Genomic DNA, 19,530 nt, shown 5'->3' with positions numbered 1-19,530 from the left:
CTCACAGCTTCATCAGGCTGGCGTCGTCGACCGAGGCCGAGTGGCGGGAACGGAACAGGGACACGATGATCGCGAGCCCGACCACGACCTCCGCGGCGGCGACGACCATCGTGAAGAAGGCGATGATCTGGCCGTCGAGGTTGCCGTGCATACGGGAGAAGGCGACGAACGCGAGGTTGCAGGCGTTGAGCATCAGCTCGATGCACATGAAGACCACGATCGCGTTGCGCCTGATCAGCACGCCGGTGGCGCCGATCGTGAACAGCAGGGCCGCGAGGTAGAGGTAGTTGACGGGGTTCACTTCGACGCCTCCTCGGACCGCTCGGAGTTGCCCGGCTCGACCGCCTTGCGCTCGAGGCGCTCCTCGGCCCGCTGCTCCAGCGCCTTCAGGTCGCTCAGCGCCTCCATCGAGACGTCGCGGATCTGGCCCCGCTCGCGCAGCGTCTTGCTGACGGTGAGTTCGGACGGGGTGCCGTCGGGCAGCAGGCCCGCGATGTCGACCGCGTTGTGCCGGGCGTACACGCCGGGTGCCGGGAGCGGCGGCAGCTGATTGCCCTCGCGGACGCGCCGCTCGGCCAGTTCGCGCTGGGTCGCCGCCCGTTCGGTGCGCTCGCGGTGGGTGAGGACCATGGCGCCGACTGCGGCCGTGATGAGCAGGGCGCCGGTGATCTCGAAGGCGAAGACGTACTTGGTGAAGATGAGGGACGCGATGCCCTCCACGTTGCCGTTCGCGTTCGCCTGGGCCAGACCGCTGAACTCCGTGACGGACGCGTTCCCGATGCCGGCGATCAGCAGGATGCCGAACCCGAGCCCGGACAGCAGGGCCAGCCAGCGCTGGCCCTTGATGGTCTCCTTCAAGGAGTCCGCCGCGGTGACACCGACGAGCATCACCACGAAGAGGAACAGCATCATGATCGCGCCGGTGTAGACGATGATCTGCACCACGCCGAGGAAGTAGGCGCCGTTGGCGAGGTAGAACACCGCCAGGACGATCATGGTCCCAGCCAGGCAGAGCGCACTGTGCACGGCCTTCTTCATGAAGACGGTGCACAGGGCGCCGATCACCGCGACCGTGCCGAGGATCCAGAACTGGACGGCCTCTCCGGTGGAGGTGCCGGCGGAGAGGGTCGCTGCGGCGGCGAGCTGCTCGGTCATCGGCGGATCACCTCCTCCGACGCCGGTTCGGTCCCGCCGAAGGTCGAGTCGGCCTCCTGGACGACCTCTCCCTTGGAGTGGGCGACCTGCTGCTCGGTGCCGGGCGCGGCCTCGGTGACCAGACCCCGGTAGTAGTCCTGCTCGTCCGTGCCCGGATAGATGGCGTGGGGCGAGTCGACCATGCCCTCCTCAAGGCCGGCGAGCAGCTGCTCCTTGGTGAAGATGAGGTTGGCGCGGCTGGAGTCGGCCAGCTCGAACTCGTTGGTCATCGTCAGCGCGCGGGTGGGACACGCCTCGATGCACAGGCCGCACAGGATGCAGCGGGCGTAGTTGATCTGGTAGACGCGGCCGTACCGCTCGCCCGGCGAGTAGCGCTCCTCGTCGGTGTTGTCCGCGCCCTCCACGTAGATGGCGTCGGCCGGACACGCCCAGGCGCACAGCTCGCACCCGACGCACTTCTCCAGGCCGTCCGGATGGCGGTTGAGCTGGTGCCGTCCGTGGAAGCGCGGGGCAGTGGTCTTCTGCTGCTCCGGATACTGCTCGGTCAGCCGCTTCTTGAACATGGCCTTGAAGGTCACGCCGAAGCCGGCCACGGGGTTCATGAAACCGGGGTCGGTCTCCTTGGGTTCCTCAGCCATCGGACGCCTCCTTTCCATCCGTCGGTCCAGTCAGAGATACGTCACTCTGAGTATCGGTCCCACCACTGACAATCAGCTCCCGCTCCCGGCGCGGACGGCGTCGCGGCACCGGCGGCAACTCCTGTCCGGGCATCGGTGGTACGGGGAACCCGCCGGCCATCGGGTCGAAGGCGGCCGGCTCCTCGACCGGGGCCGCGGCCTGCTTGCCCTTCTCGCGGTACATGTCCACGACGAAGGACAACAGCAGCAGGACCAGGACGCCGCCGCCGATGTAGAGGGCGATGTCCGCGAAGCCGTAGTTCTCGTTCCTGAGGGCCCGCACGGTCGCGACCAGCATCAGCCAGACCAGGGAGACCGGGATGAGGACCTTCCAGCCGAGCTTCATCAGCTGGTCGTAGCGGACTCGGGGAAGCGTGCCGCGCAGCCAGATGAAGAAGAACAAGAGCAACTGGACCTTGAGCACGAACCAGAGCAGCGGCCACCAGCCGTGGTTGGCGCCCTCCCAGAAGGTGCTGATCGGCCAAGGGGCCCGCCAGCCGCCGAGGAAGAGCGTGATGGCGACCGCCGAGACCGTCACCATGTTCACGTACTCGGCGAGCATGAACATCGCGAACTTGATCGACGAGTACTCGGTGTTGAAGCCGCCCACGAGGTCGCCCTCGGACTCGGGCATGTCGAAGGGGGCGCGGTTGGTCTCACCGACCATGGTGACGATGTAGATGATGAAGGAGACCGGCAGCAGCACGATGTACCAGCGGTCGTTCTGCTGCTCGACGATCGCCGAGGTCGACATCGACCCCGAGTAGAGGAACACCGAGGCGAAGGCGGCGCCCATCGCGATCTCGTAAGAGATCATCTGCGCGCAGGAGCGCAGCCCGCCGAGCAGCGGATAGGTCGAGCCGGAGCTCCAGCCTGCCAGCACCATGCCGTAGATGCCGATCGAGGCGACCGCGAGGATGTACAGCAGCGCGATCGGCAGGTCGGTGAGCTGCATGGTGGTGCGCTGGCCGAAGATCGAGACCTCGTTGCCGGCCGGCCCGAAGGGGATCACCGCGATCGCCATGAAGGCCGGGATGGCCGCGACGATCGGCGCGAGGACGTACACCACCTTGTCGGCGCGCTTGACGATGACGTCTTCCTTGAGCATCAGTTTGATGCCGTCGGCGAGCGACTGGAGCATGCCCCAGGGGCCGTGCCGGTTCGGGCCGACGCGCAGCTGCATCCAGGCGACGACCTTGCGCTCCCACACGATGGAGAACAGCACGGTCACCATCAGGAAGGCGAAGCAGAAGACCGCCTTGACGACGACCAGCCACCAGGGGTCGGTGCCGAACATCGAGAGGTCTTCAGCGGCGAGGTACGGGCTCATGCCTCCACCTCCTTGGGGGCCACGCCCGCGAGCGTCGCCGGTCCGATGCTGACGAGGGTTCCGGGCAGCACCCCGGCGTCGGAGGCGACGCCGGTGCCGGCCGAGTTCAGCGGGAGCCAGACCACCCGGTCGGGCATCTCGGTGATCCGCAGCGGGAGTTCGACGACCCCGGCGGGGCCGGTCACGGCCAGGAGGTCGCCGTCCTTGACGCCCGCCTCGGCGGCCGTGGCGGCCGACACGCGCGCGTGTGCGGCGTGCCGGGTGCCGGCGAGTGCCTCGTCGCCCTGCTGGAGGAGGCCCTGGTCGAGCAGCAGCCGGTGCCCGGCCAGTACGGCCTCTCCGGCGGCCGGCCGCGGCAGCGCGTTCGCGGTCCCCAGCGGTTCTCCGGCCCGCGGTCCGTCCCAGGCGCCGAGCCGGTCGATCTCCGCACGCGTGGTGCGCAGATCCGGCAGGCCCAGGTGTACGTCCATGGCGTCGGCCAGCATCTGGAGTACGCGGGCGTCGGCGGGCGCGAGTCGGCGGGTCATCTGATCGGGCTTGAGCGCCGCCTCGAAGAGGCGCGCCCTGCCCTCCCAGTTCAGGAAGGTCCCGGCCTTCTCGGCGACCGCGGCGACGGGAAGGACGACGTCGGCGAGTTCGGTGACCTCGCTGGGCCGCAGCTCCAGGGACACCACGAAGCCGGCCTCGGCGAGTGCCGCACGCGCGCGTGCCGGATCGGGCAGGTCGGCGACCTCGACGCCCGCCACCAGCAGGGCCTGGAGCTCGCCCCGGGCCGCGGCCTCGACGATCTCGCCGGTGTCGCGGCCGTAGCGGTGCGGCAGGTCGGCCAGGCCCCAGACCGCGGCGACCTCCTCACGCGCGCGCGGGTCGGTCGCCGGGCGCCCGCCCGGCAGCAGCGACGGCAGCGCACCCGCCTCGATCGCGCCGCGCTCCCCGGCCCGGCGCGGGATCCACACCAGCCGGGCGCCGGTCGCGGAGGCGGTCCGTACGGCGGAGGTGAGGCCACCGGCCACGGACGCCAGGCGCTCGCCGACGACGATCACGGCACCCTCGGCGCGCAGTGCCTCCGCGGCCTGGGCACCACCGGTCTCCAGACCGACGCCGCTCGCGAGCGCGTCCAGCCACTCGGTCTCGGTGCCGGGAGCGGCGGGCAGCAGCGTGCCACCGGCCTTCTCCAGGCCCCGAGTGGCGTGCGTGGCCAGCGAGAAGACCTTCTGCCCGTGCTTGCGCCAGGCCTTGCGCAGCCGCAGGAAGACGCCGGGCGCCTCCTCCTCGGCCTCGAACCCGACCAGCAGGACGGCGGGCGCCTTCTCCAGCGCGGTGTACGTGACCCCCGTGCCGTCGAGGTCCCGGCCGCGTCCGGCGATCCGGGAAGCCAGGAAGTCGGCCTCCTCGGTGCTGTGCACGCGCGCGCGGAAGTCGATGTCGTTGGTGTCCAGCGCCACGCGCGCGAACTTGCTGTACGCGTAGGCGTCCTCCACCGTGAGCCGCCCGCCGGTCAGGACACCGGTCCGGCCCTTCGAGGCGAGCAGTCCCTGCGCCGCGATCTGCAGGGCCTCCGGCCAGGAGGCCGGCTCCAGCTCGCCCTCGGCGTTGCGCACCAGGGGCGTCGTCAGCCGGTCCCGCTGCTGCGCGTACCGGAAGGCGAAGCGTCCCTTGTCGCAGATCCACTCCTCGTTGACCTGCGGGTCGTCGGCCGCGAGGCGCCGCATGACCTTGCCGCGCCGGTGGTCGGTGCGGGTCGCGCAGCCGCCGGAGCAGTGCTCGCAGACGGACGGCGAGGAGATCAGGTCGAAGGGGCGGGAGCGGAACCGGTACGCCGCCGAGGTGAGCGCGCCGACCGGGCAGATCTGGATGGTGTTGCCGGAAAAGTACGACTCGAAGGGGTCGCCCTCGCCGGTGCCGACCTGCTGGAGCGCGCCCCGCTCGATCAGCTCGATCATCGGGTCGCCCGCGACCTGGTTGGAGAACCGGGTGCAGCGGGCGCACAGCACGCACCGCTCGCGGTCGAGCAGCACCTGCGTGGAGATCGGTACGGGCTTCTCGTAGGTCCGCTTCCTTCCCTCGAAGCGGGAGTCGGACTGGCCGTGCGACATGGCCTGGTTCTGCAGCGGGCACTCGCCGCCCTTGTCGCAGACCGGGCAGTCCAGCGGGTGGTTGATGAGCAGCAGCTCCATCACACCGTGCTGGGCCTTCTCGGCGACGGGCGAGGTGAGGTGCGTCTTCACCACCATGCCGTCGGTGCAGGTGATGGTGCACGACGCCATGGGCTTGCGCTGGCCCTCGACCTCGACGATGCACTGGCGGCAGGCGCCGGCCGGGTCGAGGAGGGGGTGGTCGCAGAACCGGGGGATCTCGATGCCGAGCTGTTCGGCGGCCCGGATGACCAGGGTGCCCTTGGGCACGCTGATCTCGGCGCCGTCGATCGTCAGCGAGACGAGGTCCTCCGGCGGGACCGCCGCCTCTCCCCCTTGCGAGGGCCGTCGGCCCGCGGCGGAGCCGCTCACAGACTGCTGTACGGTCATGCGTTCACCTCCGAGCGGTCGGCCCAGGCCGTCGACTTGGCCGGGTCGAAGGGGCAGCCGCGGCCCGTGATGTGCTGCTCGTACTCCTCGCGGAAGTACTTGAGCGAGGAGAAGATCGGCGAGGCGGCACCGTCGCCGAGGGCACAGAAGGACTTGCCGTTGATGTTGTCGGCGATGTCGTTCAGCTTGTCGAGGTCGCTCATCGATCCCTTGCCGGCCTCGATGTCGCGCAGCAACTGGACGAGCCAGTACGTGCCTTCGCGGCACGGCGTGCACTTGCCGCAGGACTCGTGCGCGTAGAACTCGGTCCAGCGGGTGACGGCCCGCACGACGCAGGTCGTCTCGTCGAAGCACTGGAGTGCCTTCGTGCCGAGCATGGAACCCGCGGCGCCCACTCCTTCGTAGTCAAGAGGGACGTCGAGGTGCTCGTCGGTGAACATTGGCGTCGAGGAGCCGCCCGGTGTCCAGAACTTCAGCCGGTGACCGGGGCGCATGCCGCCGCTCATGTCGAGGAGCTGGCGCAGCGTGATGCCGAGCGGGGCCTCGTACTGGCCGGGGCCCGCGACGTGGCCGCTGAGGGAGTAGAGCGTGAAGCCCGGGGACTTCTCGCTGCCCATCGACCTGAACCAGTCCTTGCCCTTGTTCAGGATCGCGGGAACCGATGCGATCGACTCGACGTTATTCACCACAGTCGGGCAGGCATAGAGGCCTGCCACAGCAGGGAAGGGGGGACGGAGCCGCGGTTGACCCCGGCGGCCTTCGAGCGAGTCGAGCAGTGCGGTCTCCTCACCGCAGATGTACGCGCCCGCGCCCGCGTGCACGGTGAGTGTGAGGTCGAGTCCGCTGCCCAGGATGTTCTCGCCGAGGAAGCCGGCCGCGTAGGCCTCGCGCACGGCCTCGTGCAACCGCCGCAGCACTGGGACGACTTCACCACGCAGGTAGATGAAGGCATGCGAAGACCTGATGGCGTAACACGCGATGACGATGCCCTCGATGAGGCTGTGCGGGTTCGCGAAGAGGAGCGGGATGTCCTTGCAGGTCCCCGGCTCCGACTCGTCGGCGTTGACAACTAGATAGTGAGGCTTGCCGTCCCCCTGGGGAATGAACTGCCACTTCATCCCCGTCGGGAACCCCGCGCCGCCGCGTCCGCGCAGACCGGAGTCCTTGACGTACGCGATCAGGTCGTCCGGCGGCATCGCCAGCGCCTTGCGGAGCCCCTCGTACCCCTCGTGCCTCCGGTAGACGTCCAGAGTCCAGGACTCGTCCTCGTCCCAGAAGGCCGACAGCACGGGTGCGAGCAGCTTCTCCGGGCTGGTGCCCTTGATCTCGGCTGCCACGGTCATCACTCCCCCTCCTCGGCGACAGGGCCCGCCGGGTGGGCCGAATCGGATGCCGATGTGTCCTGCGGCGCGTCGTGCGAGCTCAGGTGTTCCGTCGGGGACGGGTCGTGCACGGCCCGGTCCTGCGAGCCGTCGTGCGGTCCGCCGTCCCGCGGGTGCACCACGCGCGCGGCGGACGCCTCGCCCTTGGCCAGCTTCAGGCCGGCCAGGGAGGCGGGACCCGCGCTGCCGCCGGCCGCGACGGCGCCGTCCCGCTCGTCGGGGAAACCCGCCAGGATCCGGGCGGTCTCCTTGAAGGTGCAGATCGGCGCACCGCGCGTGGGCGTCACCGGCCGTCCCGCGCGCAGGTCGTCGACGAGGCGACGGGCGCTCGCGGGGGTCTGGTCGTCGAAGAACTCCCAGTTGACCATCACGACCGGTGCGAAGTCGCAGGCCGCGTTGCACTCGATGTGCTCCAGGGTGACCTTGCCGTCCTCGGTGGTCTCGCCGTTGCCGACGCCGAGGTGCTCCTGGAGGGACTCGAAGATCGCGTCGCCGCCCATGACCGCGCACAGCGTGTTGGTGCAGACGCCGACCTGGTAGTCGCCGCTCGGCCTGCGCCGGTACATGGTGTAGAAGGTGGCGACCGCGGTGACCTCGGCCGTGGTCAGGTCCAGCATGTCCGCGCAGAACCGCATGCCGGTGCGCGTGACGTGCCCCTCCTGGGACTGCACGAGGTGCAGCAGCGGCAGGAGGGCGGACCGGGAGTCCGGGTAGCGGGCGATGATCTCGCGCGCGTCGGTCTCCAGCCGGGCCCGGACGTCGTCCGGGTAGGCGGGCGCGGGCAGTTCCGGCATGCCCAGGCTGACGCCCCGCTCCGAAGAAGAGGTGGTCACCGGTCGACGCCTCCCATCACGGGGTCGAGGGACGCCACGGCGACGATGACGTCGGCGACCTGGCCGCCCTCGCACATCGCCGCCATGGCCTGCAGGTTGGTGAAGGACGGGTCACGGTAGTGGACCCGGAAGGGGCGGGTGCCGCCGTCGGAGACCACGTGCACCCCGAGCTCGCCCTTGGGCGATTCCACCGCCGCGTAGGTCTGGCCCGGCGGCACGCGAAAGCCCTCGGTGACCAGCTTGAAGTGGTGGATCAGGGCCTCCATGGAGGTGCCCATGATCTTCTTGATGTGGTCGAGGGAGTTGCCCAGTCCGTCCGGTCCCAGGGCGAGCTGGGCGGGCCAGGCGATCTTCTTGTCGGCGACCATGACCGGGCCGGGCTGGAGCCGGTCCAGGCACTGCTCGACGATCCGGAGCGACTGGCGCATCTCCTCCAGCCGGATGAGGAAGCGGCCGTAGGCGTCGCAGGTGTCGGCGGTCGGGACGTCGAAGTCGTACGTCTCGTAGCCGCAGTACGGCTGGGCCTTGCGCAGGTCGTGCGGCAGGCCGGTGGACCGGAGGACCGGGCCGGTGGCGCCGAGGGCCATGCAGCCGGCCAGGTCGAGATAGCCGACGTCCTGCATGCGGGCCTTGAAGATGGGGTTCCCGGTGGCGAGCTTGTCGTACTCCGGGAGGTTCTTCCTCATCTTCTTCACGAACTCGCGGATGTGGTCCACCGCGCCGGGCGGCAGGTCCTGGGCGAGTCCGCCCGGGCGGATGAACGCGTGGTTCATGCGCAGGCCGGTGATCAGCTCGTAGATGTCGAGAACGAGTTCACGATCACGGAAGCCGTAGATCATGATCGTGGTGGCGCCGAGTTCCATGCCGCCGGTGGCGATGCACACCAGGTGGGAGGAGAGCCGGTTCAGCTCCATCAGCAGGACCCGGATGATCGTGGCCCGGTCCGGGATCTCGTCCTCGATGCCGAGCAGCTTCTCGACGCCCAGGCAGTACGCCGTCTCGTTGAAGAACGACGTCAGGTAGTCCATGCGCGTCACGAACGTGGTGCCCTGCGTCCAGGTCCGGTACTCGAGGTTCTTCTCGATGCCGGTGTGCAGGTAGCCGATGCCGCAGCGGGCCTCGGTGACCGTCTCGCCGTCGATCTCCAGGATCAGGCGGAGCACGCCGTGCGTGGACGGGTGCTGCGGACCCATGTTGACGACGATGCGCTCGTCGTCGGCGCGGGCCGCGGACTGGACGACCTCGTCCCAGTCGCCGCCGGTGACCGTGTAGACGGTGCCCTCGGTGGTCTCGCGAGGGGATGCGTGCGAAGTGCTCACGAGTACGACCTCCGCTGGTCCGGAGCCGGGATCTGGGCGCCCTTGTACTCGACGGGGATGCCGCCGAGGGGGTAGTCCTTGCGCTGCGGGAAGCCCTGCCAGTCGTCCGGCATCATGATCCGCGTCAGCGCCGGGTGATCGTCGAAGACGATGCCGAAGAAGTCGTACGTCTCGCGCTCGTGCCAGTCGTTCGTCGGATAGACGACAACCAGCGACGGGATGTGCGGGTCGCTGTCGGGCGCGCTGACTTCGAGGCGGATCAGCCGGTTGTGGGTGATCGAGCGCAGGTGGTAGACGGCGTGCAGCTCGCGGCCCTTGTCGTGCGGGTAGTGGACGCCGCTGACGCCGGTGCAGAGCTCGAAGCGCAGGGCCGGGTCGTCGCGCAGGGTGCGGGCGACGCGGACCAGGTGTTCGCGCTCGATGTGGAAGGTCAGCTCGTCGCGGTCGACGACCGTCTTCTCGATGGCGTTGTCGGGCAGGAGCCCCTGTTCCTCCAGCGCGCCCTCGAGTTCGTCGGCGACCTCGTCGAACCAACCGCCGTAGGGCCTGCTCGCCGGCCCGGGGAGCCGGACGGAGCGGACCAGTCCGCCGTAGCCGGAGGTGTCGCCGCCGTTGTTGGCGCCGAACATGCCGCGCTGGACGCGGATCTCCTCACCGCCCTGACCGCGCTGGCCGGGGAGGTTCTCCGCGGACAGGTCCTTCTCGGGGTTCACCCCGTTCGCGTCACCTGCCGTGTTGTTCGCGTCGCTCACCGCAGCAGCCCCTTCATCTCGATCGTGGGCAGGGCCTTGAGCGCCGCTTCCTCCGCCTCGCGGGCCGCCTCCTCGGCGTTCACCCCGAGCTTGGAGCTCTGGATCTTCTGGTGGAGCTTGAGGATGGCGTCCATCAGCATCTCGGGCCGCGGCGGGCAGCCGGGGAGATAGATGTCGACCGGGACGATGTGGTCGACGCCCTGGACGATCGCGTAGTTGTTGAACATGCCGCCCGAGGAGGCGCAGACCCCCATGGAGATCACCCACTTCGGGTTCGGCATCTGGTCGTAGACCTGCCGCAGCACCGGCGCCATCTTCTGGCTGACCCGGCCCGCGACGATCATCAGGTCCGCCTGCCGCGGTGAGCCGCGGAAGACCTCCATGCCGAAGCGCGCCAGGTCGTAGCGGCCGGCGCCGGTGGTCATCATCTCGATGGCACAGCAGGCGAGGCCGAACGTGGCGGGGAAGACGGACGACTTGCGCACCCAGCCCGCGGCCTGCTCGACGGTGGTCAGCAGGAAGCCGCTCGGCAGTTTTTCTTCGAGTCCCATGTCAGAGGCCCCTCAGTCCCATTCCAGGCCGCCGCGCCGCCATACGTACGCGTACGCGACGAAGACGGTGAGCACGAAGAGCAGCATCTCCACGAGCCCGAAAATCCCCAGGGCGTCGAAGGTGACGGCCCAGGGGTAGAGGAAGACGATCTCGATATCGAAGATGATGAAGAGCATCGCCGTCAGGTAGTACTTGATGGGGAAGCGCCCGCCGCCGGCCGGCGTGGGGGTCGGCTCGATGCCGCATTCGTAGGCCTCGAGCTTCGCCCGGTTGTACCGCTTCGGACCGATCAGCGTGGCCATGACCACGGAGAAGATCGCAAAGCCTGCCCCGAGGGCTCCCAGTACGAGGATGGGCGCATAGGCGTTCACCGCTCCTCGCTCCTCTCAGTCGGCACTGACTGCTGGCGGTTGCACTGGACTCACAGCCGCCCCAACAGCCCCACGAGCTCCGCTCGTCCCGGCGAAGATCGCGAACATGTGAAGCAGGTCACAAGCCCAACTGCCTCGCATCCTATGCCTGCCGCTCTGTGATCTGCGACACGGGGTATTGCACAAGCTTTGTGATCTCCACCACCTGACGAACGATCATGAAGTCGGATGAGCGGTGATCTTCACACAAGAAGCGTTCAGGTGATCACCAGAGGTGACATTTTCGCTCGTCGCCGCTGGCCAGGAGCTGCGAGTGGCGAGCGTCTCAATATCAAGATGCTTCCCTTGCATGCAAATTGGTGCTGGACGCCAGCCCTTGATAGAGGACCCGTTCACACGTCAGGGGGAGGAACGGGGTGCGATGTGGACACGTGCACGCGTTCACGAGCGCCGCGAGGCCGGTCGCGCGCCGCGGACGCGGCCGACAGGGCAGCCGTTCCGTGACCTGCACCACATCCATGAGAGACGTCTGAGAACCGGGCTTGGCCAACCGTCCCAACAAGTGGTAAGCGCGGGGCAATTCGGGCGTAACGATCAAAGTGCGTGATCACAGGCTGGTTACGGGCCGCCCGCAATGTCCGTTAGGGCGTCAATAAGGAGCGACACGCCCGGGATTCGGGGCCCGATTGAACAACTGTGGCGCAGCACACGTTTCTTGAAGGTATGGAGGAGCTCCTGATACCGGTTGTCCCTATGTCCCACACCGCTCACATACGCAGCCACCGGAAACCCCGCCGCAGCGCGTCGACCATCGCGATGCGGGCCGGAGTTGCCGGTGGCGTCCTCAGCACCCTGGCAGTGGCCGGGGCGTCGGGTTCGGCCAACGCGGCCGAACCGGTGACGCAGACCCTCGAACTGCCCACCCTGACGGCCGACCTGGCCGCTCAGGTCGCCCAGTCCGCGGACGTCACGCAGCAGGCGGCCGCGAGCTACGAGCTGCAGGCCGAGCGTGACGCGGCCGCCGCGAAGGCCGCCAAGGAAGCCAAGGCCGACCTCGCCGAGGCCAAGAAGAAGGCCGCGGAGGAGAAGAAGAAGGCCGAGGAGGCCGCGCGCAAGGCGGCCGCCGAGCGCGCCTCGCGCAGCGCCGAGCGCGCCACCCTGAGCGCCTCGGCGGACACCGGGTCCTCCGACAGCTCGGGCAGCAGCGCCGGCAGCAGCACGTCCACGTCCACGTCCACGGCCACCGGTTCGGCCGCCGCGGTCGTCGCCTTCGTCCAGTCCCAGGTCGGCGACGCCTACGTCTCCGGCGGCACCGGCCCCAACTCGTGGGACTGCTCCGGTCTGGTGCAGGCGGCCTTCAAGTCGGTCGGCGTCGACCTGCCGCGCGTCTCCCAGTCCCAGTCGACCGCCGGCACCCAGGTGGGGCTGAGCAACCTCCAGCCGGGCGACATCCTGTACTGGGGTGGCGCGGGCAGCGCCTACCACGTGGGCGTCTACGTCGGCGACGGCATGTTCGTCGGCGCGCAGAACTCCTCCACCGGCGTCGTCAAGGCGTCGCTGGACTACGACCCGCCGAGCGGCGCGGTGCGCGTGCTCTAGGGCGCACACACGCAGCGCACACACGCACGGGCTCCGGCGGAGCCCGGGTACGACTCACGCAGGGCCGCAGCCGCTCGGGGGCTGCGGCCCTGCGGGCGCTCCTGACATGCTCGTGGACGGGCCGGATCTCCACCGGCCCCTCCACGAGCCGACGGAGAGAACGTCATGCCCAGTGTGTTCGTACAGGGGCGGCCCACCGCCGCCTACCCCCCGCTCGCGCCCGAGGCCCGGCGCGGGTCGGTGCGGCGTGTCACCGAGACCGGCGAAGAGGTGCTGCACAAGCCGTGCCGGGACGTCACCGAGTTCGGGCCCGACCTCGCCGCGCTCATCGACGACATGTTCCGCACGATGTACGTCTCCGACGGCTGCGGGCTGGCGGCGAATCAGGTGGGCGTCGATCTGCGCCTGTTCGTGTACGACTGCCCCGACGACGACGGTGTCCGACATGTCGGGCACATCGTCAACCCGGTGCTGGAGCCCCTCGATCCGGCCGCGCGGCGGCTGCTCGACGAGGGTGAGGGGTGTCTGTCGGTGCCGGGTGCCGTCATGGCCGTACCGCGCCCCGACCGGGCCGTCGTGCGGGGCCTCGACAGGGACGGCGAACCGCTGCTCGTCGAGGGCACCGGCTACTTCGCGCGCTGCCTCGCCCACGAGACCGACCACGTGAACGGGCACGTGTACCTGGACCGGCTCTCCGCGCGCGACCGCAGGGCGGCGCTGCGGCAGTCGGCGGACCGGCGCGAGGAGGTCCTCGCACGCCGGGCCGCCAACGCCCGGTCCCTCGAACTCGACGGGGACTCCGGCGGCCTCACCGGGCCCCGGCGCTGACCCGGGCCGCGAGGCCCGTCACGCCTTCGGCGCGACCTTGCTCAGTCCGTTGATGATGCGGTCCATCGCGTCGCCGCCCGTCGGGTCCGTCAGGTTGGCGAGCATCTTGAGGGTGAACTTCATCAGGATGGGATGGGTGAGGCCGCGCTGGGTCGCGATCTGCATGACCTTCGGGTTGCCGATGAGCTTCACGAAGGCGCGGCCCAGCGTGTAGTAGCCGCCGTAGGTGTCCTTCAGGACGCGCGGGTAGCGCTGCAGGGCGATCTCGCGCTGGGACGGCGTGGCCCGCGCGTGTGCCTGGACGATGACGTCGGCGGCGATCTGGCCGGACTCCATGGCGTAGGCGATGCCCTCGCCGTTGAAGGGGTTCACCAGGCCGCCGGCGTCGCCGACGAGCAGCAGGCCCTTGGTGTAGTGGGGCTGGCGGTTGAAGGCCATGGGCAGGGCGGCGCCGCGGATCGGGCCGGTCATGTTGTCCGGGGTGTAGCCCCAGTCCTCCGGCATGGAGGCGCACCAGGCCTTCAGGATCTCGCGCCAGTCGATCTCCTTGAAGGAACTGGAGGTGTTCAGCACGCCCAGGCCGACGTTCGAGGTGCCGTCGCCCATGCCGAAGATCCAGCCGTAGCCCGGCAGGAGGCGGTCCTGGGCGCCGCGGCGGTCCCACAGCTCCAGCCAGGACTCCAGGTAGTCGTCGTCGTGGCGGGGCGAGGTGAAGTACGTGCGGACCGCGACGCCCATCGGACGGTCCTCGCGGCGGTGCAGGCCCATCGCCAGGGACAGCCGCGTGGAGTTGCCGTCGGCCGCCACGACCAGCGGGGCGTGGAAGGTGACCTCGCGCTTGTCCTCACCCAGCTTTGCGTGCACGCCGGTGATGCGGCCGGTGCGGTCGTCCACGATCGGGGCGCCGACGTTGCAGCGCTCGTACAGGCGCGCGCCGGCCTTCTGGGCCTGCCGGGCGAGCTGGTCGTCGAAGTCGTCGCGCTTGCGGACGAGTCCGTAGTCCGGGAAGGAGGCCAGATCCGGCCAGTCCAGCTGGAGACGGGAGCCACCGCCGATGATGCGCAGGCCCTTGTTGCGCAGCCAGCCGGCCTCCTCGGAGATGTCGATGCCCATGGCGACGAGCTGCTTGACCGCACGCGGGGTCAGGCCGTCACCGCAGACCTTCTCCCGGGGGAACGCGGTCTTCTCCAGCAGGAGGACGTCGAGCCCGGCCTTGGCCAGGTGGTACGCGGTCGTGGAGCCGGCTGGCCCCGCGCCCACGACGATCACATCGGCGGTGTTGTCGGAGAGGGGCTCGGTCACGGCGGGATCTCCCCAGGTTCGAAAATCTGCGTGCCGACGGGCACTGGACACGGGCAGTCTATTCAGCGTCACCGATCACCCGGCTGAAGGGCTGCCCAGTGAACCGAGCTTCCCCCGTTGTACGGTTGCGCGTCCCCACCGACGAGGACGCCGTCGCCTGGCACCGGATCTTCGACGACCCGGACGTCATGGAGTTCCACGGCGGGAGGTCCGCGGAGCTGTCCGTCTACGAGGAACTCACCGCCCGCCAGCGCCGGCACGACGCCGAGCACGGCTTCTGCCTGTGGACCATGGTGGACGAGGACGGCCGGGTGATCGGCTTCACCGGCGCCCAGCCGTGGCCGCAGGACTGGGGCCCCAAGGGCGACATCGAGATCGGCTGGCGCCTGGGGCGGGCGCACTGGGGCAAGGGGTACGTCACGGCGGCGGCCCGGCAGACCCTGGAACGGGTGCGGGCGGCGGGTGTGGCGGAGGTGGTCGCGATGGTCAACGCGCGCAACACCCGGTCCATCGCGGTCACGGAACGGCTGGGCATGCGGCTCGACGAGGTCTTCACGACCCCGGTCTCGCAGCAGCAGGGGCACTGCTACCGGCTTCCCCTGCAACGCACATGACAGAAAGTAACCGACTGTCACATTAAGCCACATGGCACTTCCCGGCAGTGCCCCGCGGAGCTACTCTGCCGGGTACCGCTGGGGGGTGACGTCCGTGCGCCTGGTACCCGGGAGAGCCGATGTGCGCGTACCGCGCCTGGTCGGCCTGATGGCCGTCGACGCGTGCGAGGCGGCCCGGGAGCAGGGCCTGTCCCTGCACGCGCCGGACCGGCCCGATCTCCACCTCGTCGTCGTCGACTACGTCGTACGCCAGTACCCGCAGCCGGGCGCGCACGTGCCGCGCGAGTCACAACTTCGGGGAGGGCGAGGGCGGCGGGGGCATCAGGGAGCCGCGCGTGCCGGGTCCGCCCCGGGGCGGGCTCCGGCGGGAGCTGGCCGAACCGGGGGAGCCGCCCCGCCGCGCGGTTCTCAGCTCTCCTTGAACCCCCGGTGCAGGGCCACCACGCCGCCCGTCAGGTTCCGGTACGCCACCCTGGACCAGCCGGCCTTGCCCAGCCGCTGGGCGAGCGCCGGCTGGTCGGGCCAGGCGCGGATGGACTCGGCGAGGTAGACGTACGCGTCGGGGTTGGACGACACCGCGCGGGCCACCGGCGGCAGGGCGCGCATCAGGTACTCGGTGTAGACGGTCCGGAAGGGCGTCCAGGTCGGGTGCGAGAACTCGCAGATGACGACCCGGCCGCCGGGCCGCGTCACCCGGTACATCTCGCGCAGCGCGGCGTCCGTGTCCTGTACGTTGCGCAGCCCGAAGGAGATGGTGACCGCGTCGAAGGCGTCGTCCCGGAACGGCAGCCGGGTCGCGTCACCCGCGGTGAACGGCAGCCAGGAGTGCCGCTCCTTGCCGACCTGGAGCATGCCGAGGGAGAAGTCGCAGGGGACGACGTAGGCGCCGGTGCGGGCGAAGGGCAGGGAGGAGGTCGCGGTGCCGGCCGCGAGGTCGAGGACCTTCTGCGCGGGACGGGCGTCGACGGCTCTGGCGACCTCCTTGCGCCACACCCGGTCCTGGCCGAGCGAGAGCACGGCGTTCGTCAGGTCGTACCGTTCCGCGACGTGGTCGAACATCGAGGCGACTTCGTGCGGCTGCTTGTTCAGGGAAGCGCGGGTCACGGGCCCATTGTTGCAGCACGGGCTCACGGCAGCAGGCGCGGCCTCTTCCGCGCGGCGACGTCCTCCACCCATCCGAACAGCAGCACGAACCCCGCGATCAGGGCCCAGCCCCCCAGCAGGAACCACTGGCTGCCCAGCGGCAGGTACGCCTCGAAGGCGGGCACCTTCCCAGAACCGGTCGATCAGCGGAGCGGCGGCCACCGGCGCGATCTCGTGCCAGAGGTAGACGGTGACGGCTCGCGCGTTGAGGACGCCGACCAGCCGGGCCGGCCACCGCGGCCGCCGCAACAGCCGCAGCCGCCGCAACAGGGACAGCCGGGACAGACCGGCGGATTCGGTGCCGAACCGGGTCTTGGCGTACATCAGCAGCGCCACGAAGCCGGCCGACCAGAAGGCCTGGGCGAGTGGGATGTCGTCGAGGTCGTAGGTGCCGTGCTCGGCCCGGTGCGCGAACGCGTACCAGCCGCCGTAGGAGAGCGTGGCGAACGACAGGGCGACGACCGCGGCCGGCTTCAGTCTCCCCAGCACGCCGTCGCGGTGCGCGAAGCCCAGGACCCAGCAGAAGAGGTACGTCGCCAGGTCCACCAGTCCGGTCCCGAGGCGGTTGCCCGGCGGCTGCCGGACGAACTGGAGGACCACGATCGGGGCGAGGGAAAGCAGCAGCACCGGCGCGGGAGCGAGCCGGAACACCCGCAGCAGCAGCGGGGAGAGCAGGACCAGCCACAGGTACGTCCGCAGGTACCAGACAATCTCCCAGGCCTGCTCGCCCCAGGCACTGCCCGGCGGGTCGCCGAGCGGCACCACCCAGGGTGCCGGCCAGGGCGAACATGACCCCCATGGAGGGGAAGACCAGCCCGGCCCAGGGCCAGCGGAAGGCGTGGTACGCGACGACCCGGACGAGGGCGAGCGCGCGCAGGGTGTCGAAGTAGTGGTCCCGTCCGCCCTGTCCGCGGGTGGTCACGACCACCGCCGCCCCCTTGCTGTGCGCACCCATCACCCGGTCCCCGTGGTCCCCGTCGGCGTCCCCACCTCGCCCGTCCGCTTGAGTTTCTGCCAGCGCAGCCGGCCGCCGGTGAGGGCGGTGACGCAGGAGTGGATGAGGACGAGGTACATCATCTGCCGGTACGCCAGCTGCTGGAGCGGCATCATCAGCAGGTACCGGTACTTCTCCCGGTCGAGCCGGAAGGCGTAGGCCGCGCACACGAGCTGGACGCCGAGGACCGCCAGCCACGCGAGCAGTGCCGCCCGGAAGTCGACGAAGATCATCGAGTAGACGGTGAACACGTCGATGAGTGGGGCGAAGACGGGCGTGACCACCTGGAAGAGCACGACCAGCGGCATGCCGACCCGCCCGAAGCGGCCCGAGGGCCCCCTGTCCGTCAGGGAACGGCGGTGCTTCCAGAGCGCCTGCATGGTGCCGTAAGACCAGCGGTAGCGCTGGGACCAGAGCTGTTTGAGCGAGCCCGGCGCCTCCGTCCAGGCCCGCGCGTGCTCCTGGTAGACGACCCGCCATCCGGCGCGGTGCAGGGCGATGGTGATGTCGGTGTCCTCGGCGAGGGTGTCGTCGCTCATGCCGCCGACCCGCGTCACGGCCTCCCTCCGGAACGCGCCGATCGCGCCGGGGATGGTCGGCATGCAGCGCAGCAGGTCGTACATGCGCCGGTCGAGGTTGAAGCCCATCACGTACTCGATGTGCTGCCAGGCGCCGATGAGGGTGCGCCGGTTGCCGACCTTGGCGTTGCCCGCGACCGCGCCGACGCCGGGGTCGGCGAAGGGCTGCACCAGGTGCCGTACGGTGTCCGGCTCGAAGACGGTGTCGCCGTCCATCATCACGACGATGTCGTACCGGGCGTGCCGGACACCGTTGTTGAGGGCGGCGGGCTTGCCCGCGTTGGCCTGCCTGACGACGCGGACGTTGGGCAGTCCGAGGGACTCGGCGATCTGGGCCGTGCCGTCCGTCGAGCCGTCGTCCACGACGATGATCTCGATCGGGTGGGTGCTGCGCGCCAGTGACCGCAGGGTGCCCGCTATGCACTCCTTCTCGTTGTACGCCGGGACGATCACGCTCACCGGCCCGGTGACGGGCGGCCCCCAGCTGAAGCGGCGTCTGTTGCGCTTTCGGTAGTGGCGGCGGGCGAGGATGAGCATCATCCCGAACCGGCCCATGACGGCCACGCCCACGATCACGAGGCCGATCGACAGCGCGGGGACCGTCCACTCGGCGACCGCGACGGCCGCGAGGAGCGCCTTGCCCTCGTAGAGGGTCGCGCCGGTGGCCCGGTGGTGGGCGGCCTGGAGCTCGCCGCCTCCGGAGTCGGACGCCTGGGCCGCGGGCGCGCCGGAGGGCCGCTGTTCGGCCATGACGCCGCTGATGGTGGTGAAGGTGTAGCCCTTCGCCTTCATCTTCTCGATGTACTTCGGCAGCGCCTCGATCGTCTGCGAACGCTCGCCACCGGCGTCGTGGAAGAGGACGGAGGCGCCCTCGTCGTCCTCCGGCGTGGCCCACTTGACGATGTCCGAGACGCCGGGCCGCCTCCAGTCGTCGCTGTCCGTGTCGACGAAGACGCTGGTGTAGCCGTCCTCTCCGAGCTTCTCGTAGACGGGCCAGCTGTAGTTGTCGATGGCGTCCGTCTCGGAGGAGTACGGCGCCCGGAACAGCGTGGTGGTGATGCCGGCCGCGCCCGCGAGGGCGAGCTGGGTCTGCTCGATCTCGCGCGTGACGCGGGCGTCGCTCTGGTAGGAGAGGTCGACGTGGGTGAAGGTGTGGATGCCCACCTCGTTGCCCTGCTCGACCAGGTCCTCCACGATGTCCGGGTAGCGCGAGACCATCGATCCGACCAGGAAGAACGTGCCGGGCACGTCGTACTTCTCGAGGATCTCCAGCACCTGTGGCGTCCAGGTCGGGTTCGGGCCGTCGTCGAAGGTCAGGGCGATCGTCTTGTCCGGGACGGAGACGGTGGTGGCCTGTCCGCCGCGGAAGGTGAGGATCGGCCCGCCGTCGAGGACCTCGTCGGGTACGTCGCTCGCGCTGGCGTCGGTGCGTACGCGCTGGTCGCCGCCGACCTCCGCGCGCAGATAGCCGTCGAGCAGCAGCACGCAGGTCAGCGCGAGCAGGAGCAGCAGGGCGAGGAGGACCCGCGGCCGCTGGAGCGCGGCGGCCCGGCCTGCGGCCCGCTCGATACGGGAC

The 19,530-nt window shown here is 69.9% G+C and carries 17 protein-coding genes and 2 pseudogenes; 4 read left to right on the top strand and 15 right to left on the bottom strand.

Annotated elements, in window-relative coordinates:
- Position 1: 1 nt before the first annotated feature.
- The 11 genes from nuoK to EBH09_RS21310 are packed head-to-tail and all read right to left on the bottom strand — an operon-like array spanning position 2 to position 10,896.
- The gene (nuoK, locus tag EBH09_RS21360) at positions 2-301 is read right to left on the bottom strand and encodes an NADH-quinone oxidoreductase subunit NuoK (RefSeq protein ID WP_003974374.1); all 300 of its coding nucleotides are present in this window, start codon (positions 299-301) and stop codon (positions 2-4) included.
- Entirely contained in the window at positions 298-1,155 is an 858-nt protein-coding gene (locus tag EBH09_RS21355; RefSeq protein ID WP_121748582.1) for an NADH-quinone oxidoreductase subunit J, read from the bottom strand. Before EBH09_RS21355 ends, nuoK begins: the two co-directional genes overlap by 4 nt.
- Entirely contained in the window at positions 1,152-1,793 is a 642-nt protein-coding gene (gene nuoI / locus EBH09_RS21350) for an NADH-quinone oxidoreductase subunit NuoI (RefSeq protein WP_121748581.1), read from the bottom strand. The genes EBH09_RS21355 and nuoI overlap by 4 nt, the downstream gene beginning before the upstream one ends.
- A complete protein-coding gene (nuoH, locus tag EBH09_RS21345) occupies positions 1,786-3,162 on the bottom strand; it encodes an NADH-quinone oxidoreductase subunit NuoH (protein WP_121748580.1) in 1,377 nt (458 codons plus the stop codon). Before nuoH ends, nuoI begins: the two co-directional genes overlap by 8 nt.
- Positions 3,159-5,687, bottom strand: a complete 2,529-nt coding sequence (locus EBH09_RS21340; protein WP_121748579.1) for an NADH-quinone oxidoreductase subunit G — start codon at positions 5,685-5,687, stop codon at positions 3,159-3,161. The genes nuoH and EBH09_RS21340 overlap by 4 nt, the downstream gene beginning before the upstream one ends.
- Positions 5,684-7,033 (bottom strand): NADH-quinone oxidoreductase subunit NuoF, encoded by a 1,350-nt coding sequence (nuoF, locus tag EBH09_RS21335; RefSeq protein WP_193776452.1) that lies wholly within the window; start codon positions 7,031-7,033, stop codon positions 5,684-5,686. The genes EBH09_RS21340 and nuoF overlap by 4 nt, the downstream gene beginning before the upstream one ends.
- On the bottom strand, positions 7,030-7,902 hold the full coding sequence (nuoE, locus tag EBH09_RS21330; protein ID WP_121748577.1) for an NADH-quinone oxidoreductase subunit NuoE: 873 nt from the start codon (positions 7,900-7,902) through the stop codon (positions 7,030-7,032). Before nuoE ends, nuoF begins: the two co-directional genes overlap by 4 nt.
- Entirely contained in the window at positions 7,899-9,221 is a 1,323-nt protein-coding gene (locus tag EBH09_RS21325; RefSeq protein WP_121748576.1) for an NADH-quinone oxidoreductase subunit D, read from the bottom strand. The genes nuoE and EBH09_RS21325 overlap by 4 nt, the downstream gene beginning before the upstream one ends.
- Entirely contained in the window at positions 9,218-9,973 is a 756-nt protein-coding gene (locus tag EBH09_RS21320; protein WP_121748575.1) for an NADH-quinone oxidoreductase subunit C, read from the bottom strand. Before EBH09_RS21320 ends, EBH09_RS21325 begins: the two co-directional genes overlap by 4 nt.
- Positions 9,970-10,524: an NADH-quinone oxidoreductase subunit B gene (locus EBH09_RS21315; protein ID WP_018528252.1), complete on the bottom strand. Its 555-nt coding sequence runs from the start codon at positions 10,522-10,524 to the stop codon at positions 9,970-9,972. The genes EBH09_RS21320 and EBH09_RS21315 overlap by 4 nt, the downstream gene beginning before the upstream one ends.
- 12 nt (positions 10,525-10,536) lie before the next feature.
- On the bottom strand, positions 10,537-10,896 hold the full coding sequence (locus EBH09_RS21310; RefSeq protein WP_003974383.1) for an NADH-quinone oxidoreductase subunit A: 360 nt from the start codon (positions 10,894-10,896) through the stop codon (positions 10,537-10,539).
- Between the two features lie 753 nt (positions 10,897-11,649).
- Here EBH09_RS21310 and EBH09_RS21305 point away from each other — a divergent pair.
- Together EBH09_RS21305 and def are read left to right on the top strand one after the other, a co-directional pair.
- A complete protein-coding gene (locus EBH09_RS21305; protein ID WP_121748574.1) occupies positions 11,650-12,495 on the top strand; it encodes a C40 family peptidase in 846 nt (281 codons plus the stop codon).
- A gap of 165 nt (positions 12,496-12,660) precedes the next feature.
- A complete protein-coding gene (gene def, locus EBH09_RS21300; protein WP_121748573.1) occupies positions 12,661-13,323 on the top strand; it encodes a peptide deformylase in 663 nt (220 codons plus the stop codon).
- Positions 13,324-13,341: 18 nt separating this feature from the next.
- Here def and EBH09_RS21295 read toward each other — a convergent pair whose 3' ends face one another.
- Entirely contained in the window at positions 13,342-14,625 is a 1,284-nt protein-coding gene (locus EBH09_RS21295; RefSeq protein WP_121748572.1) for a geranylgeranyl reductase family protein, read from the bottom strand.
- Between the two features lie 98 nt (positions 14,626-14,723).
- Here EBH09_RS21295 and EBH09_RS21290 point away from each other — a divergent pair, with 98 nt between their 5' ends.
- Entirely contained in the window at positions 14,724-15,239 is a 516-nt protein-coding gene (locus tag EBH09_RS21290; protein WP_121748571.1) for a GNAT family N-acetyltransferase, read from the top strand.
- A gap of 148 nt (positions 15,240-15,387) precedes the next feature.
- A pseudogene (locus tag EBH09_RS39120) lies at positions 15,388-15,661 on the top strand (PASTA domain protein).
- Here EBH09_RS39120 and EBH09_RS21280 read toward each other — a convergent pair.
- The 3 genes and pseudogenes from EBH09_RS21280 to EBH09_RS21270 all read right to left on the bottom strand — a co-directional run.
- Positions 15,648-16,343 carry a demethylmenaquinone methyltransferase gene (locus EBH09_RS21280; protein WP_121748570.1) on the bottom strand — a complete coding sequence of 232 codons (696 nt, stop codon included), beginning with the start codon at positions 16,341-16,343 and terminating at the stop codon, positions 15,648-15,650. The pseudogene EBH09_RS39120 and the gene EBH09_RS21280 overlap by 14 nt on opposite strands.
- A gap of 23 nt (positions 16,344-16,366) precedes the next feature.
- Positions 16,367-17,337: pseudogene (locus tag EBH09_RS21275) on the bottom strand (acyltransferase family protein).
- The coding region (locus EBH09_RS21270; protein ID WP_238697395.1) for a bifunctional polysaccharide deacetylase/glycosyltransferase family 2 protein at positions 17,337-19,530 on the bottom strand (2,194 nt) is incomplete at its 5' end. The pseudogene EBH09_RS21275 and the gene EBH09_RS21270, both read right to left, overlap by 1 nt.

This window comes from Streptomyces sp. E2N166, from assembly GCF_003671715.1.
Classification (GTDB): domain Bacteria; phylum Actinomycetota; class Actinomycetes; order Streptomycetales; family Streptomycetaceae; genus Streptomyces; species Streptomyces thinghirensis.
Note: the sequence above shows the minus strand (reverse complement) of the source record. Positions and strands in the feature narration are given on the sequence as shown.

Excerpts from the sequence above, each read along its gene's own strand:
- def (WP_121748573.1), top strand. The coding sequence starts at position 12,661 with ATGCCCAGTGTGTTCGTACAGGGGCGGCCCACCGCCGCCTACCCCCCG.
- EBH09_RS21355 (WP_121748582.1), bottom strand. The coding sequence starts at position 1,155 with ATGACCGAGCAGCTCGCCGCCGCAGCGACCCTCTCCGCCGGCACCTCC.
- EBH09_RS21305 (WP_121748574.1), top strand. The coding sequence starts at position 11,650 with ATGTCCCACACCGCTCACATACGCAGCCACCGGAAACCCCGCCGCAGC.
- nuoH (WP_121748580.1), bottom strand. The coding sequence starts at position 3,162 with ATGAGCCCGTACCTCGCCGCTGAAGACCTCTCGATGTTCGGCACCGAC.
- EBH09_RS21315 (WP_018528252.1), bottom strand. The coding sequence starts at position 10,524 with ATGGGACTCGAAGAAAAACTGCCGAGCGGCTTCCTGCTGACCACCGTC.
- EBH09_RS21340 (WP_121748579.1), bottom strand. The coding sequence starts at position 5,687 with ATGACCGTACAGCAGTCTGTGAGCGGCTCCGCCGCGGGCCGACGGCCC.
- nuoI (WP_121748581.1), bottom strand. The coding sequence starts at position 1,793 with ATGGCTGAGGAACCCAAGGAGACCGACCCCGGTTTCATGAACCCCGTG.